This is a genomic window from Agrobacterium sp. SOY23 (assembly GCF_027212525.1).
Taxonomy (GTDB): domain Bacteria; phylum Pseudomonadota; class Alphaproteobacteria; order Rhizobiales; family Rhizobiaceae; genus Agrobacterium; species Agrobacterium tumefaciens_I.
Window position 1 is genome coordinate 69,011 of record NZ_JAPWDT010000001.1, and the last position, 14,905, is coordinate 83,915.

14 protein-coding genes are annotated in these 14,905 nt (G+C 59.8%); 7 read left to right on the forward strand and 7 right to left on the reverse strand.

Annotation, left to right across the window (positions count from 1 at the left end):
* Positions 1-10: 10 nt before the first annotated feature.
* The 4 genes from O3S81_RS00330 to O3S81_RS00345 all read right to left on the reverse strand — a co-directional run bounded on the left by O3S81_RS00330 (position 11) and on the right by O3S81_RS00345 (position 3,944).
* The gene (locus tag O3S81_RS00330; RefSeq protein ID WP_269340192.1) at positions 11-949 is read right to left on the reverse strand and encodes a carbohydrate ABC transporter permease; all 939 of its coding nucleotides are present in this window, start codon (positions 947-949) and stop codon (positions 11-13) included.
* Positions 949-2,280, reverse strand: a complete 1,332-nt coding sequence (locus tag O3S81_RS00335; RefSeq protein ID WP_269340193.1) for an ABC transporter substrate-binding protein — start codon at positions 2,278-2,280, stop codon at positions 949-951. The genes O3S81_RS00330 and O3S81_RS00335 overlap by 1 nt, the downstream gene beginning before the upstream one ends.
* Positions 2,281-2,382: 102 nt before the next feature.
* On the reverse strand, positions 2,383-3,039 hold the full coding sequence (locus O3S81_RS00340; RefSeq protein ID WP_269340194.1) for a GntR family transcriptional regulator: 657 nt from the start codon (positions 3,037-3,039) through the stop codon (positions 2,383-2,385).
* Between the two features lie 20 nt (positions 3,040-3,059).
* Entirely contained in the window at positions 3,060-3,944 is an 885-nt protein-coding gene (locus O3S81_RS00345) for a dihydrodipicolinate synthase family protein (protein ID WP_269340195.1), read from the reverse strand.
* A 306-nt stretch (positions 3,945-4,250) separates the two neighbouring features.
* Between O3S81_RS00345 and O3S81_RS00350 the strand changes: the two genes are divergently transcribed.
* From O3S81_RS00350 to rutF, 7 genes are all read left to right on the forward strand, one after another.
* Positions 4,251-4,862, forward strand: a complete 612-nt coding sequence (locus tag O3S81_RS00350) for a biliverdin-producing heme oxygenase (RefSeq protein WP_269340196.1) — start codon at positions 4,251-4,253, stop codon at positions 4,860-4,862.
* Positions 4,863-5,257: 395 nt separating this feature from the next.
* A complete protein-coding gene (gene rutA, locus O3S81_RS00355; protein WP_269340197.1) occupies positions 5,258-6,349 on the forward strand; it encodes a pyrimidine utilization protein A in 1,092 nt (363 codons plus the stop codon).
* Complete coding sequence (gene rutB, locus O3S81_RS00360) at positions 6,346-7,086, forward strand: pyrimidine utilization protein B (protein ID WP_269340198.1); 741 nt, start codon at positions 6,346-6,348, stop codon at positions 7,084-7,086. The genes rutA and rutB overlap by 4 nt, the downstream gene beginning before the upstream one ends.
* A 26-nt stretch (positions 7,087-7,112) precedes the next feature.
* Positions 7,113-7,499, forward strand: coding sequence for a pyrimidine utilization protein C (gene rutC, locus O3S81_RS00365; RefSeq protein ID WP_003492069.1), 387 nt, complete (start codon positions 7,113-7,115; stop codon positions 7,497-7,499).
* 12 nt (positions 7,500-7,511) lie between these two features.
* A complete protein-coding gene (gene rutD, locus O3S81_RS00370) occupies positions 7,512-8,303 on the forward strand; it encodes a pyrimidine utilization protein D (RefSeq protein ID WP_269340199.1) in 792 nt (263 codons plus the stop codon).
* Between the two features lie 16 nt (positions 8,304-8,319).
* On the forward strand, positions 8,320-8,910 hold the full coding sequence (locus tag O3S81_RS00375; RefSeq protein WP_269340200.1) for a malonic semialdehyde reductase: 591 nt from the start codon (positions 8,320-8,322) through the stop codon (positions 8,908-8,910).
* A 26-nt stretch (positions 8,911-8,936) separates the two neighbouring features.
* Entirely contained in the window at positions 8,937-9,461 is a 525-nt protein-coding gene (gene rutF / locus O3S81_RS00380) for an NADH-dependent FMN reductase RutF (protein WP_269340201.1), read from the forward strand.
* Between the two features lie 130 nt (positions 9,462-9,591).
* On the opposite strand, the gene O3S81_RS00385 is transcribed toward rutF, so the two are convergent.
* From O3S81_RS00385 to O3S81_RS00395, 3 genes are all read right to left on the reverse strand, one after another.
* On the reverse strand, positions 9,592-11,037 hold the full coding sequence (locus tag O3S81_RS00385; RefSeq protein ID WP_269340202.1) for an NAD(P)(+) transhydrogenase (Re/Si-specific) subunit beta: 1,446 nt from the start codon (positions 11,035-11,037) through the stop codon (positions 9,592-9,594).
* 20 nt (positions 11,038-11,057) lie between these two features.
* Positions 11,058-12,632, reverse strand: a complete 1,575-nt coding sequence (locus tag O3S81_RS00390) for a Re/Si-specific NAD(P)(+) transhydrogenase subunit alpha (protein WP_269340203.1) — start codon at positions 12,630-12,632, stop codon at positions 11,058-11,060.
* 188 nt (positions 12,633-12,820) lie between these two features.
* Complete coding sequence (locus tag O3S81_RS00395; RefSeq protein WP_269340204.1) at positions 12,821-14,704, reverse strand: MFS transporter; 1,884 nt, start codon at positions 14,702-14,704, stop codon at positions 12,821-12,823.
* Between the last annotated feature and the right edge of the window lie 201 nt (positions 14,705-14,905).

Sequence of the window (14,905 nt, forward strand, 5' to 3'; positions counted from 1 at the left end):
TTTGCGGACATCAGTGTTCCTCCATCTCGTTCCATTGCGAGCGCTGGCGCACCATCAGAAGCACAAAGGAGAGCGCCACGATGATGATGAAGAAGACGACGGCCATGGCCGAGCCGTAACCGATGTCGTAATAGGAAAATGCCGTATTATAGAGGTAGATGTTGATGGTTTCCGACGCGGTGCCGGGTCCGCCCTGGGTCATCGCATAGATGATGTCGAAGCTTTTGACGGCATCGATGGAGCGGATGATAACGGCGATCATCAGGAACGGCGCAATCATCGGCATGGTCAGGTAACGGAACTTCTGCCAGGCATTGGCGCCGTCGATTTCAGCACTTTCATAGGGTTCGCGCGGCACGGCGGCGAGACCGCCGAGCACGATCAGCATGACGAGCGGCGTCCACTGCCAGGTTTCCACCAGCACCAGCGAGGGAATGACGGTGGACTGGTTGTAGATCCATTCCAGCGGCCCGATGCCGATCAGGGAAAGCAGATAGTTCAGGACGCCAAGCTGCGGGTGGAACATCATGGTCCAGACGAGCGCGATGGCGACCGGGGTCGCCATCATCGGCATGACGAAGACGCCGCGCAGAAAACCGCGCAGCGGAAACTGCGCATCGAAAACCAGCGCCGCCAATGTTCCGAGAAACAGCGGAGCGACGACCGACAGCACGGTATAGACGAGCGTGTGCCACAGCGATTCCCAGAACCTGAAATCGCTTGCGAGCCTTACATAGTTCTCGAAGCCGATGAAGCTCTGCTCCTGCCCGAGCGTCCAGCGATGCGCGCTCATCCAGAGGGTGAACACCCACGGAAAAACGATCACGGCTGAAATGACGACAAGTGCCGGTATGACGAAAGGCCAGTAGTTGGGAGCAAGCCGTGCTGGCCTGCTCCCTTCTCTGCGGCTTGCGCCTGTCTTGGTGTTTTCGATGCTCACGGAGGCCATTATCCCTCGCTACGCGCCAGAACGGGTGCGAATTGTTCCGTTGCCTTTTTAAGTTCTGCTGCCGGATCGGCGCCGCCGATCATGTTGGTGAGGCCGACGCCGTAAATGTCGCGGAACTCCGTCACCGGAATGATGACCGGCAGGGCAAGCTGCGAGACCTTGCCGGAACCGACAACCGCATCCAGCCAGGCGGCCGGCATCTTTACGCCTTCGCGGACCTTCTGGTCTTCGAGGATCGACTGGCGGAACGGGACGCCGGCGCCGGCCTGCAGCAGACGCGCACCCATTTCATGGGAGATCGCCCATTGGCAGAAGAGGTAAGCGGCTTCCTTCTTGCTGCTGGCTTCGACGACGCCGAGACCATCGCCAAACGTGCCGGCGGCCTGGGTTGCCGGGCCCTTCGGGATGACGCCGTAACCGACCTTGCCGACCACGCGGGATTTTTCCGGGTTCTCGATCGGCGGCGCGAAACCGACGCCATCGAACCACATGCCGATCTTGCCCTGCAGGAAGGCCGACTGCGCTTCAGCCCAGTTGAAGCCGGAGACGCCGGGAGGGGCGGCCTTGGTCATCAGGCGCTGATAAAGCGCTGCCGCTTCCACCGCTTCCTTGGATTCGGTGTTGACCTTGCCGTCCGCGCCGATCGGCTTTGCGCCATAACCCAGCATCAGCGAGGTCCAGACGGGAGTATTGGCATTTTTCAGGCCGCGCGCGACGAAACCGTAAGTGTTGGTGGAGGGATCGGTGATCTTTTCCGCCGCCGTCACCAGCTCCTCGAAGGTTTCGGGGTATTTCAGGCCCTTGGCTTCGAAGAGTTCCTTGTTCCAGTAGACGATCCAGTAATCCACCGAGAAGGGCAGCGAACGCAACACGCCGTCGCTATCCTTGGCAAACAGCATGCCGGCTTCGGCGAAGTCCTTTTCGACGAGCGACGGATCGGTGAGCGACGGGTCCTTCAGGAAGCCGCTGATATCGGCGAGCCACTTGCCCTTTTCAAACTGGCGCTTCTGCACGTGATAGCTCAGATGCACGACGTCGAAGCTCGGCTTGCCGGACGAAAGCTCGATCACCACTTTCTGGCGCTGCTGCTGTTCAGGCGTTGCCTCGGCATTGACCTTGATGCCGGTCAGCTCTTCGAATTCGCCGAGATATTTGATCAGCGTTTCGCTGCGCGGGCTTTTGACGAGGTTGACTTCGAGCGTCGTGCCGGCGTGTTTTTTCCAGTTCACCGCCGCCGATGCCGGGCGAATGCCGAGCACCGCGCTGCCGCCAATCGCGGCCGTGCCTGCCAGAAAGGCGCGACGCGTGGGGTTGAGCAATGAATGCGTCATATCAGTTCTCCTCCAGTTAGCCGGAAATTCTCCTCACCCCGGCTTGTTGCTTATTTCCTGCAATTCCGACGCAGACCCTCTTTAGTCCCTGCCGGAGTTGCCTTACACCGCCAGCGCCCTGTCCCTTGCGTTGCGGATATGAGCGGTCAGCCGTTCCACGGCGTCTTCCACGGATCGCCTCTCGATGGCTTCGAGAATGGCGAGATGTTCCTTCATCACCGACTTCACATGGCCGGCGATGCGAAAGCGCTCCTGATTGATGAGGCGCATCTTGATGGAATTGACGCGGTAGGCATTCGAGATGATCGAATTGCCAAGACTATCGATGAAGGCATCGTGCATGCCCCAGTCCACCTGCTGCGCATGCTGATCCAGCTCCGGCGATTCCCCGCCATTTTCCGCTGCTTCGGCAATATCGCGGTGCTGTTTCAGAAGCTTTGCGATGGCCTCATCGGAAGCCGAGCGTGTGAACAGTGCCACGGCTTCCTTTTCAAGGAAGATACGGAACTGGAATGCTTCGCGGATAAGGTTGATGTCGATATGGGCGACCTGCAATCCCCGCTGCGGCACGGTCTTGATCAGGCCTTCCGCCTCCAGCCGCGGAATTGCCTCCCGGATTGCGCCGAGCGGCAGTCCCGTCAGTTCTACGAGCCGGCGCTGCGAGATGAATTGCCCCGGACGAACGTCACGCGAGAGAAGGTGATGCGTAAAGCTCTCATACGCCCGTTCCCGCAATGTCTGTTCGCCGGTATCGTCCATGCTCAACCTTTCAGCTTTGTTCAGGCGGCCTGCCTGCGAAACAGCGCGTCAAATGCGCCTTCTATCTGCCGCCGTCCTTCCGGTGAAATCGCGACGAGCGGCGCGCGCACATCCGACCAGATAGCTTCCCCTGTCGTGTGTGATACCAGCACCTTGACGGCGGGCGTAACCGGGAATTTCAGAAGTTCCACAACAAGATCGACGATGCGTGGGTCGTCCTTGCCGTCAACGGCCATGGCGCGCACTTCCTGCGTCAGGAAATTGGCGACGCCGGAGATGGCACCCTGACCGCCGAGGCGAACGCCCCTCGCCAGATCACGCTCATCGCCGATCAGGATGGCAAGGTCACCATGTTCTTTCAGCAGGCGCTCGGTATGGCTCCAGTTGCCGGAGGAATCCTTGACGCCGGTGACGATGCCCGGAAACGCCGCCTTAAGCCGTCCCACCAGCTCGACGGAGAGCGTTACCATGGTCACGGAGGGGATGTTGTAGACGAGGATGTCGCGTGCATCCTTGCCGATCTTCGAAAAGACCGCCGAGAACCAGGCAAACAGGCCGTCATCGCTGACATTCTTGAAATAGGAGGGCGGGGCGAGCAGAATATTGCGGGCGCCGGCTTTCAGGGCCTCAGCCGACTGGTCTGCCGCATCCTCGATGGAATCAACGAGAACGCCGGTGACGATGTGCGACGGCGCAATGCCTGCTGCGATGAAGCTGGAGAGGATTGCCTGCCGTTCGCGACTGCCGACGGAGCAACCTTCACCCGTCGTACCGAACAGTGTCACGCTGTCGCAGCCATTGGCGAGGCAGCGGCGGGCATGGGCGATCATGGCATCGATATCGACCGTTCCGTCCGTTTTGAAAGGGGTCGTCAGGGCTGCCGAAAGGCCGAATTTCTGGGTCAATTAAGATGCTCCTCCAAGGTGACGGCAGATTGATGGCATACTGACATGTTAGTTGTAAAGAGCTAATTGCAATATGATTGTTCGGAAGGTGGAGATGAAGGGATTTGCTTCGGAGGCGGGTGGGGGACGTGTTTGTAAGCGCCGGCAAGGAATGATCGGATCGGTCCGCATGGACATGGATTTATCGCGGTGCGAGACGGTGACAGTCGCCTCGGCAGGGGAAGGAAAAATGCGAAAATAAAATTTGACTGTTGGAGTAAAGATTTTTATCAGGCAGTCTGAATAGAGGGATAAGGGACCATCATCATGACCATTGCGGAGCCGGCAGCGCCTGTAGCAGAAATCGAGCAGAGCCGCGTCAAGCGCCTGAAAGCGGCGACACGCGGTGCGCATGGCGATCTCGATAATTTCATCATGGCATCGAAGCCGTTCGAGAGCCGCGAGAACTTCGGCAAATTTGTCGAAACGCAATATCTTTTCCATCGCGATCTTGATGCCTTTTTCTCCAATGCAACGCTTGATGGCCTGCTGCCCGACCTCAAGGGCCGCCGCCGTCTTTCCATGATCGAGCAGGATCTTTCCGATCTCGGTCTTGCTATTCCCGAAACGGCTGAGCCGCGTTTTACTGCCGAGACGCCTTTCGATCTGCCGGAGGCCATGGGCTGGCTTTACGTGGTCGAAGGCTCCAATCTCGGCGCGGCCTTCCTGCTGAAGGACGCGGCGAAGCTCGGTCTTGGCGAAGAATTCGGCGCGCGCCATCTGGCCGGCGCTCCCGAAGGTCGCGGCCTGCACTGGCGCACATTTACCGCTGCGCTTGATGAAATTTCGCTGACGGTCGAAGAGGAAGAGCGCGTTGTCGCCGGTGCTGAGGCCGCTTTCCGGGCGGTTCACGCCTATGCGCAGCAGCGGCTGGGGTGAGATTTTGGCATAGCTTGATCGCGGGAAGCCCCCTTGTTCTTAGCATGCCGTCGACAGCGCTCCATACGCGACGTCATCCTCGGGCTTGACCCGAGGATCCATTGGTTTCAGTGGGTTATGGATCCTCGGGTCAAGCCCGAGGATGACGGCAAAAAAGTCGGGGCCCTTCCGTCTCAAAATTCAAGGCCATCGAAGGATCGACTTTTCCTTTTATTTCTGCCGAATAAACAGGCAAATATTTTGACCAAATGATAAATTTTTTATCTTTTGGTCAAGGCTCCCTCGCGCCCCCAAATTTTATCCATTTGATAAAATTATTTTATTTGGTCTGGCACAGAACCTGCTACTCTTTTGTCAAGTCAGGAGACACCTGACGCTAAAAAGGGAACAGCAAAATGGAAGTTGGTGTTTTTATCCCGATCGGGAACAATGGGTGGCTTCTTTCCGAAAACGCGCCGCAATACAAGCCGAGCTTTGATCTGAACAAGGCGATCACGCTGAAGGCGGAGCAATATGGTTTCGACTTCGCGCTGTCGATGATCAAGCTGCGCGGTTTTGGCGGCAAGACCGAATTCTGGGATTATAATCTGGAATCCTTCACGCTGATGGCCGGCCTTGCCGCCGTCACCTCCAAGATCAAGCTGTTCGGCACTGCCGCCACTTTGGTCATGCCGCCGGCGATCGTCGCGCGCATGGCGACGACGATCGACTCCATCTCCGGTGGTCGTTTCGGCATCAACCTGATTACCGGCTGGCAGCGTCCGGAATATAGCCAGATGGGGCTCTGGCCCGGCGATGATTATTTCGGCGACCGTTACGAATATCTCGGTGAATACACCACCGTCCTCAAGGAACTGCTGACGGACGGACAATCGGATTTCAACGGCAAATTCTTCAAGATGGAGGATTGCCGCATGAAGCCGGTGCCGCAGGGAGATGTGAAGCTCATTTGCGCGGGTTCCTCCAATTCCGGCATGGCGTTCTCGGCCAAATTCGCCGATTACAGCTTCTGCTTCGGGGTCGGCGTCAATACGCCGAAGGCCTTTGCTCCCACCAATGAGCGGCTCCTGGCGGCGACGGAAAAGACCGGCCGCGAGGTGAAATCCGTCGTGCTGACGATGGTGCTTGCCGAGGAAAAATCCGAAGATGCCTGGGCGAAATGGGAGCACTACAAGGCGGGTGCGGATGAGGATGCCATCAAGTGGCTCGGTCTGCAAAGCGCTGTCGACACCAAATCCGGCTCCGACACCAATGTGCGCCATATGTCCAATCCGGTCTCGGCGGTCAACATCAACATGGGAACGCTGATCGGCTCCTATGAGGAAGTGGCGGCGATGCTGGACGAGATGAGCGAAGTGCCGGGAACGGGTGGCGTGATGCTGACCTTTGACGACTTCCTCGAGGGCGTCGAAAAATTCGGCAAATATGTGCAGCCGCTGATGAAGAGCCGGGCGCATGTTCAGGCGGCACTGGAGGCAGCGGAATGAGTGAAGCCGTCGTGGCAGGCTATAAGGGGCCGGAGAACCGTTCGGAAAGTGTCACACTTCCCGCAAGGCCGGAGCCGATCACCCTAAAACCCAGCGAGACCGCCGTTGTCGTGGTCGATATGCAGAATGCCTATTCGACCGAGGGCGGTTATGTCGATCTGGCCGGTTTCGATATATCGGGGGCCAAGGGCACCATCGCCAACATCAAGAAGACGCTGGATGCGGCACGCGCGGCGGGCGTTCAGGTCATCTATTTCCAGAATGGCTGGGACAAGGATTATGTCGAGGCGGGCGGGCCGGGTTCGCCCAACTGGCACAAGTCCAATGCCCTGAAAACCATGCGCAAAAGGCCGGAACTGCAGGGCCAGCTGCTGGCCAAGGGCACATGGGATTATGCCATTGTCGATGAACTGCAGCCGCAGCCCGGCGATATTCTGGTGCCGAAGACGCGCTACAGCGGTTTCTTCAACACCAATATGGACAGCGTGCTGCGCGCCCGAGGCATCCGCAATCTGGTCTTCGTCGGCATCGCCACGAATGTCTGCGTCGAAAGCTCGCTGCGTGATGCCTTCCATCTCGAATATTTCGGGGTGATGCTGGAGGATGCCACGCATCATCTGGGGCCGGACTATATCCAGCAGGCGACGGTCTACAATGTCGAGAAGTTTTTCGGCTGGGTCGCCACCGTCAACGATTTCTGCGGCGTTATTTCGCAGGCCGCACCCGTCAGCGCTTGATATCCAACCACAAAGAGGAGAACGAAATGCCGAAAAAGATCGTCGTGCCTGCCGGTACCAGCAAACCCATCGCACCCTTTTCGCCGGGAACCCTTGCCGATGGCGTGGTTTATGTGTCCGGCACGCTGCCCTTCGACAAGGACAATAATGTCGTGCATGTGGGCGATGCGAGCGCCCAGACCCGCCATGTTCTGGAAACCATCAAGTCCGTCATCGAAACCGCCGGCGGCACGATGGAGGACGTGACGATGAACCATATCTTCATCACCGACTGGGCGAATTACCAGGCTGTGAACACGGTCTATGCCGAATATTTCCCCGGCGACAAGCCGGCGCGGTATTGCATCCAGTGCGGCCTCGTGAAGCCCGACGCGCTGGTGGAAATCGCCACCGTCGCCCATATCGGCAAATAGACGAGACGGCAGATGATGCATTTCGAGGTTCATGGCCGCACCGATGCCGAGGCGCCCACCATCCTTTTGTCTTCGGGGCTGGGTGGATCGGGTGCCTATTGGGTGCCGCAGATCGAAGCCCTTTCCCGTGATTTCCGCGTAGTCACCTACGACCATCGCGGAACCGGAAGGACGGGCGGCGAGGTGCCGGAAGATGGCGGCATATCGGCGATGGCGGATGATGTGCTGGAAATCGTCTCGGCCCTGAACCTCGAAAAATTCCACTTCATGGGTCATGCGCTTGGCGGTCTGATCGGCCTCGATATCGCGCTGCGGCGGCCCGGTCTCATCGACCGGCTGGTGCTCATCAATGCATGGAGCAAGGCCGATCCGCATTCGGGGCGCTGCTTCGACGTGCGGATCGAGCTTCTGGAAAAATCCGGCGTCGAGGCCTTCGTCAAGGCCCAGCCGCTGTTTCTCTATCCGGCCGCCTGGATGTCGCAACATCAGGAGCGGCTGGCGCGGGACGATGCCCATGGGGTCGCGCATTTTCAGGGCAAGGCGAATGTGCTCCGCCGTATCGCGGCGCTGAGGGCCTTCGATGTGGACGCCCGACTTGGTGAGGTCGGCAACCCGGCGCTGGTGGTGGCGACGAAGGACGATCTGCTGGTGCCCTACACCCGCTCGCTGCGGCTGGCGGATGGCCTGCGGCAGGGCGAGCTCTGTCTTCTCGATTTCGGGGCACATGCGGTCAACATCACTGAGCCCCAGCTTTTCAACAAACGGCTTTTGCAGTTTCTGCTGCCGGCCCAGCAAACATTCTGACAGGATTTTTAGGACAATGACGACAGCACTCGACGACAAGGCACTTGCAGCACTTTTCACCGCGGCACGCACCCATAATGGCTGGGCTGACAAGCCGGTCGGTGACGAGACGCTGAGAGCGCTTTACGATCTGACGAAGATGGGTCCGACCTCGGCCAATTGTTCGCCCGCGCGTTTCGTCTTCGTGCGCAGCCCGGAAGCGAAAGAAAAACTGAGGCCGGCGCTTTCTTCGGGCAATCTTGAAAAGACCATGGCAGCCCCCGTCACGGTGATCGCCGCCATCGACCGCGAATTTTACGAGAAACTGCCGGAATTGTTTCCGCATGCCGATGCCCGTTCGTGGTTCACTTCCAGCCCGGCCGTGGCCGAGGAAACGGCCTTCCGCAATGCCACGCTGCAGGCGGGTTATCTCATCCTGGCAGCCCGCTCACTCGGGCTGGATACCGGCGCCATGTCCGGTTTCGACAAGGCCAAGGTGGATGCGGCGTTTTTTGCCGGCACGACGTGGAAATCCAATTTCCTGATCAATCTCGGTTATGGCGATCCCTCGAAGCTCTTCGGCCGCCTGCCGCGTCTTGCCTTTGAAGACGCCTGTGTGCTGGCTTGATGGCCTGTTAAGGAAGGATGGGTTAGATGCAGAGGATGTCTCTTGAAAAGGAAGCGGAAATGGAGACGAAGACTGCTGAGCAACGCAGCCTCGATTATAGAAACGCCATGGCGCGGCTCGGTGCGGCGGTCAACATCGTCACCACCAATGGTGCGGCAGGCCGCACCGGTTTTGCCGCGACGGCCGTTTGCAGCGTTTCCGACAATCCGCCCACACTTCTCATCTGCCTCAACCGCAATTCTTCCACTTACAAGGTGGTGAAGGCCAATGGCGTCGTCTGCGTCAACACGCTCGCCGCCCATCACGAGGTGCTGAGCACGCTCTTCGGCGGCAAGACCCCGGCGGAGGAACGTTTTGCCGCCGGCAGCTGGGGCGTGCTCGAAACCGGCGCCCCGGTTCTGGAAGATGCGCTCGTCTCCTTTGATTGCCGCATCCGCGAAGCCCATGATGGCGGCACGCATGACATCCTGATCTGCGAGGTTGTTGATACAAAGATCAATGCGGGCGATGAGGCGCTGATGTATTTTAATCGGCGTTATCGGGTGCTTTGAGGGCGGTCTATCCGCGAAGTCCCGCAGGACGGTTCCGGGTTGCGGGGGCGTAGCATCCGCGCCGCGTCACCCCGGACTTGTTCCGGGGTCAAAAAAGGGCGTTTCCGGTCTCCCGGAAACGCCCTTTTCATTACTTGATCAGCGGCAGAAGATCGTTGATCGACTTCTTCGCATCGCCATAGAACATGCGCGTATTGTCCTTGTAGAACAGCGGGTTCTCGATACCGGAATAACCCGTGCCCTGGCCGCGCTTGGAGACGATGACGAGCTTCGACTTCCACACTTCCAGCACTGGCATGCCGGCGATCGGCGAGTTCGGATCGTCCTGGGCAGCCGGGTTGACGATGTCATTGGAGCCGATGACGATGACGACGTCGGTATTGGGGAAATCGTCGTTGATCTCGTCCATTTCCAGCACGATGTCGTAGGGCACTTTTGCTTCAGCGAGCAGCACGTTCATGTGGCCGGGAAGACGGCCTGCGACGGGGTGGATGGCGAAACGCACGGTCTTGCCGTCGGCGCGCAGCTTGCGGGTCAGTTCGGAAACTGCGGCCTGCGCCTGCGCCACCGCCATGCCGTAGCCCGGAACGATGATGACGCTGTCGGCGTCGTTCAGCGCTGCGGCCACGCCTTCGGCGTCGATCGCCACCTGCTCGCCCTCGATTTCCATCGCCGGGCCCGTTGTGCCGCCGAAGCCGCCGAGGATGACGGAGACGAAGGAGCGGTTCATCGCCTTGCACATGATGTAGGAGAGGATCGCACCCGAGGAGCCGACCAGCGCGCCGGTGACGATCAAGAGATCGTTGCCGAGCGTGAAGCCGATGGCGGCGGCCGCCCAGCCGGAATAGCTGTTCAGCATCGAAACGACGACAGGCATGTCGGCGCCACCGATGCCCATGATCAGGTGGTAACCGATGAAGAAGGCGGCAAGCGTCATCAGGACGAGGGTCCATGCGCCGGCGCCGTTGCAATACATGATGAGCAGCACGAGCGACAGGATCGCAGCGCTCGCGTTCAGCAGATGTCCGCCGGGCAGCTTCTTCGCCTTGCCGTCCACCTTGCCGGCAAGCTTGCCGAAGGCGACGACGGAGCCGGTGAAGGTGACCGCGCCGATGAAGACGCCGAGGAAGACCTCAACCTTCATGATCGCCAGTTCGACCGGCGTCTTGTGGGCGAGGATCGCGGAAAAGCCGGTCAGCAACGAACGCGCCGCCTCATCCAGCGAGGCGACGTGCGCTTCCTCGATATGGGCGTTGAAGCCGATGAAGACGGCGGCAAGACCGACGAAGGAGTGAAGGGCTGCCACAAGCTGCGGCATTTCGGTCATCTGCACGCGGCTTGCGACGAAATAGCCGAGAACCGAGCCACCTGCCAGCATCAGGAGCACGACGAGCCATTGCCCGACGCCCTTGCTGATTTCAGGGCCAAAAACGGTGGCGACGATGGCGAGGCCCATGCCGACAATGCCGTACCAGACGGCGCGCTTGGCGCTTTCCTGTCCGGAAAGGCCGCCGAGGGAAAGGATGAAAAGAACGGCTGCGGCGACATAGGCCGCGGAAACGATACCAATGGTCATTTATTTAAATCCCCGCACGCTCAGGACTTCTGGAACATGGCGAGCATGCGCCGTGTCACGAGGAAACCGCCGACGATGTTGATCGTCGCGATCAGGACGGAAAGCGAGGCAAGGATCACCACCAGCCAATTGCCGGAACCGATCTGCAGCAGCGCGCCGATGATGACGATGCCGGAAATCGCGTTCGTTACCGCCATAAGCGGCGTGTGCAGCGAATGGCTGACATTCCAGATGACCTGGAAGCCGACGAAGCAGGCGAGTACGAAGACGATGAAATGGCTCATGAAGCTTGCAGGCGCATAAAGGCCGACGAGCAGCAGCACCGCCGTGCCGGCGGCGAGCAGCCCGACCTGGCTCTTGGTCTGCGCCCTGAACTCGGCCCGTTCCTTGGCGTGTTTTTCCTCGGGCGTAAGCTCTTTCGCCTTTTCTTTCGGCTTCTGCGCGGCAATCGCCTGGATTTTTGGCGGTGGCGGCGGGAAGGTGATCTCGCCCTGATAGGTGACGGTCGAGCCGCGGATAACGTCGTCTTCCATGTTGTGAACCGGCTTGCCATCCTTGGCGGGCGTCAAGTCGGTCATCATGTGACGGATATTGGTGGCGTAGAGCATCGAGGCCTGCGTTGCCATGCGGCTCGGGAAATCCGTGTAGCCGATGACGATGACGCCATTGTCGGAAACCACACGCTGGTCGGGAACCGTGAGGTCGCAATTGCCACCGCGTTCGGCGGCGAGGTCGATGATGACCGAACCCGGCTTCATCATCGCCACCATGTCGGCCAGCCACAGTTTCGGGGCGTCGCGGCCCGGAATGAGCGCCGTGGTGATGACGATATCGATCTGAGGCGCCAGTTCGCGGAACTTCTCGAGTTGCTTCTCGCGGAATTCCGGCGAGGAGGGAGCGGCATAACCGCCTGTCGCCGCACCATCCTGCTGCTGATCGGCGAAATCGAGATAGACGAATTCAGCGCCCATGCTTTCGATCTGTTCGGCCACTTCCGGGCGAACGTCGAAGGCGTAGGTGATGGCGCCGAGCGAGGTGGCGGTGCCGATGGCGGCAAGGCCGGCAACGCCGGCACCGATCACCAGAACCTTGGCGGGCGGCACCTTGCCGGCGGCGGTGACCTGACCGGTGAAGAAGCGGCCGAAATTATTGCCGGCCTCGATCACCGCGCGATAACCGGCAATATTGGCCATGGAGGACAGCGCGTCCATCTTCTGGGCGCGGGAAATGCGCGGCACCATGTCCATGGCGATGACGTTTGCGCCCTTTTCCTTCGCCTGCTCCAGAAGGTCCTTGTTCTGGGCGGGGTAAAAGAACGAGATCAGCGTCTTGTCCGAAGACAGGCGATCAATCTCCGATGTTTCCGGCGGGCGAACCTTGGCGATGATGTCGGAACCGTTGTAGAGCGCCCCGGCGGTGTCGACCACGGTGACGCCGGCCTTGCGATAGGCGTCGTCGGAAAAACCGGCCGCCTTGCCGGCGCCGGCCTCGATCACGCAATCATATCCGAGTTTCTGCAGTGCTTGCGCGCTGTCGGGCGTCATGCCCACGCGCGCTTCGCCCTCATATAATTCCTTAGGCGTTCCGATTCTCAAAACTGCTCTCCCATTTCCCGTCCTGATAAGCCGTCATAGCCCATTTCGGGCGTTTTTGTCTTGTTATTGCTGTTTTTCTACCTGCGGCGGATTGACAGGCGGGAAAAGGCCATTTCGGGCGGTGGCGGTACGGCGGCAATAAAAAACCCGGCGCTGTGGCGCCGGGTGGTTGTTTCGGTGCTTTTCGCTCAATCCATGGTGTGGATGTCGCGATCCTTGGTTTCCGGCAGGAACAGCAGGCCGACGACCAGCGTGATGCCTGCAAAGATGATCGGATACCAGAGGCCGTAGTAGATATCGCCCTTCGCCGCGCTCATCGCAAAGGCGGTGGCGGGCAGAAGGCCGCCGAACCAGCCGTTGCCGATGTGGTATGGCAGCGACATGCCGGAGTAGCGGATGCGGGTCGGGAACAATTCGACCAGAAGGGCCGCGATCGGGCCATAGACCATCGTCACATAGATGACGAGGACGGTCAGCACCGCAATGATGACGACCCAGTTCACGGCAGCCGGATCGGCCACCATGGAGAAGGTACCACCACCGGCAATGGTGTAGACGGCCATTTCTGGCGCACCGCCGGTCTCGGTTGCGGTCAGCAGCTTGTCTGCTACCAGCTTGTCGGTCGCAACCATCTTCTTGTCGGTGGCGCGAACCGCATCGGCATTGAGGCCGAGTTCCGGGTTTGCGGCAATGAAGGCGTCCAGTTTCGCGTCCGGCACCTGCGCCGCGCCGCGCACCAGCGGGTAACCGCCGTCATGCAGGGCGATGTTGACCTGCTTCTGGAAGGCCTTGTCCTTGGCACCCGCATCCGCACCGGCTGCGATCGCGTCGTAGCTGGCGATGGTGGCGTCACCGATCTTGACGCTGGCCGGCTCGCCGGCGGCTCCCGCAACCACGTCATAGGGCACGGAATTGCGCGTCAGGAACGAGGTAGCGATATCGCAGGACGTGGTGAACTTTGCCGTACCCGTCGGGTTGAACTGGAACTTGCAGTCGCCGGGGGCGGCGGTCACGGTGGCGCGAACGGTGGACTGGGCTTCGGCCAGCGCCGGGTTGCCCGCCCATGTCAGTGCCTTGAACAGCGGGAAGTAGGTCAGCATGGCGAGGACGAGGCCGGCCATGATGATCGGCTTGCGGCCGATCTTGTCGGAAAGCCAGCCGAAGATCACGAAGAAGCTGGTGCCGAGGATGAGTGCCGCCGCGACCATGATGTTGGCCGATTGCCCGTCCACCTTCAGGATGCTCTGCAGGAAAAACAGCGCGTAGAACTGGCCGGTGTACCAGACGACGGCCTGGCCGATGACGGCGCCGACAAGCGCAAGCAGGGCGATCTTGGCGTTTTTCCACTGGCCGAAGGCTTCGCTGAGCGGGGCCTTGGAGGTCTTGCCCTCTTCCTTCATCTTCTTGAAGGCGGGGGATTCGTTCATTTTCAGACGGATCCAGACCGATACGCCAAGCAGCAGAACGGAAACGAGGAAAGGAATGCGCCAGCCCCAGGCGGCGAAGGCTTCCTTGCCGAGTGCGAACTGCACGCCGAGAATGACCACCAGAGACAGGAACAGGCCGAGCGTCGCCGTCGTCTGGATCCACGAGGTGTAATAGCCACGGCGGCCGTTCGGCGCGTGTTCGGCTACGTAAGTTGCGGCACCGCCATATTCACCGCCGAGCGCCAGGCCCTGCAGCATGCGCAGCGCGATCAGGATGATCGGAGCGGCAATGCCGATTTGCGATGCACTGGGCAGGACGCCGACGAGGAAGGTCGAAACGCCCATGATGAGGATCGTGATGAGAAAGGTATATTTACGGCCGACAATGTCGCCCAGGCGGCCGAATACCAGCGCGCCGAAGGGCCGCACGAGGAAGCCGGCGGCGAAGGCCAGCAGCGCAAAGATGTTGCGTGTCGTTTCCGGATACTGGCTGAAGAAGTTCGCGCCGATATAGATCGCGAGCGAGCCGTACAGATAAAAATCGTACCATTCGAAGACTGTTCCGAGAGAAGAGGCGAAAATCACCTTCTTCTCTTCACCCGTCATTGGACGGGCGGCGCCGCTCACGGCTGCAATATCTGCCATTGTCTGTCCTCCACAGATGTCCCAATTGGCGCATTGCGGAGCCCATCTCTCTCCTCCGGACTCACCTTGCGGCTGCAATGCGCGGAGTGTCAGAGTGACAGAAAATTAACCCCAATAAGAGCGATGCTTTCGGATTATGACTTTAGTCTAATGAAAGGCGTCCCGAAAATGTCGCGGGGCGGATCGCGGGGCACCGGCAGG

What these genes read in the sequence shown, in the direction of transcription:
- O3S81_RS00330 (WP_269340192.1), bottom strand. Translation starts at nt 949, where the DNA reads ATGGCCTCCGTGAGCATCGAAAACACCAAGACAGGCGCAAGCCGCAGA.
- O3S81_RS00335 (WP_269340193.1), bottom strand. Translation starts at nt 2,280, where the DNA reads ATGACGCATTCATTGCTCAACCCCACGCGTCGCGCCTTTCTGGCAGGC.
- O3S81_RS00340 (WP_269340194.1), bottom strand. Translation starts at nt 3,039, where the DNA reads ATGGACGATACCGGCGAACAGACATTGCGGGAACGGGCGTATGAGAGC.
- O3S81_RS00350 (WP_269340196.1), top strand. Translation starts at nt 4,251, where the DNA reads ATGACCATTGCGGAGCCGGCAGCGCCTGTAGCAGAAATCGAGCAGAGC.
- rutA (WP_269340197.1), top strand. Translation starts at nt 5,258, where the DNA reads ATGGAAGTTGGTGTTTTTATCCCGATCGGGAACAATGGGTGGCTTCTT.
- rutB (WP_269340198.1), top strand. Translation starts at nt 6,346, where the DNA reads ATGAGTGAAGCCGTCGTGGCAGGCTATAAGGGGCCGGAGAACCGTTCG.
- rutC (WP_003492069.1), top strand. Translation starts at nt 7,113, where the DNA reads ATGCCGAAAAAGATCGTCGTGCCTGCCGGTACCAGCAAACCCATCGCA.
- rutD (WP_269340199.1), top strand. Translation starts at nt 7,512, where the DNA reads ATGATGCATTTCGAGGTTCATGGCCGCACCGATGCCGAGGCGCCCACC.
- O3S81_RS00375 (WP_269340200.1), top strand. Translation starts at nt 8,320, where the DNA reads ATGACGACAGCACTCGACGACAAGGCACTTGCAGCACTTTTCACCGCG.
- rutF (WP_269340201.1), top strand. Translation starts at nt 8,937, where the DNA reads ATGCAGAGGATGTCTCTTGAAAAGGAAGCGGAAATGGAGACGAAGACT.
- O3S81_RS00385 (WP_269340202.1), bottom strand. Translation starts at nt 11,037, where the DNA reads ATGACCATTGGTATCGTTTCCGCGGCCTATGTCGCCGCAGCCGTTCTT.
- O3S81_RS00395 (WP_269340204.1), bottom strand. Translation starts at nt 14,704, where the DNA reads ATGGCAGATATTGCAGCCGTGAGCGGCGCCGCCCGTCCAATGACGGGT.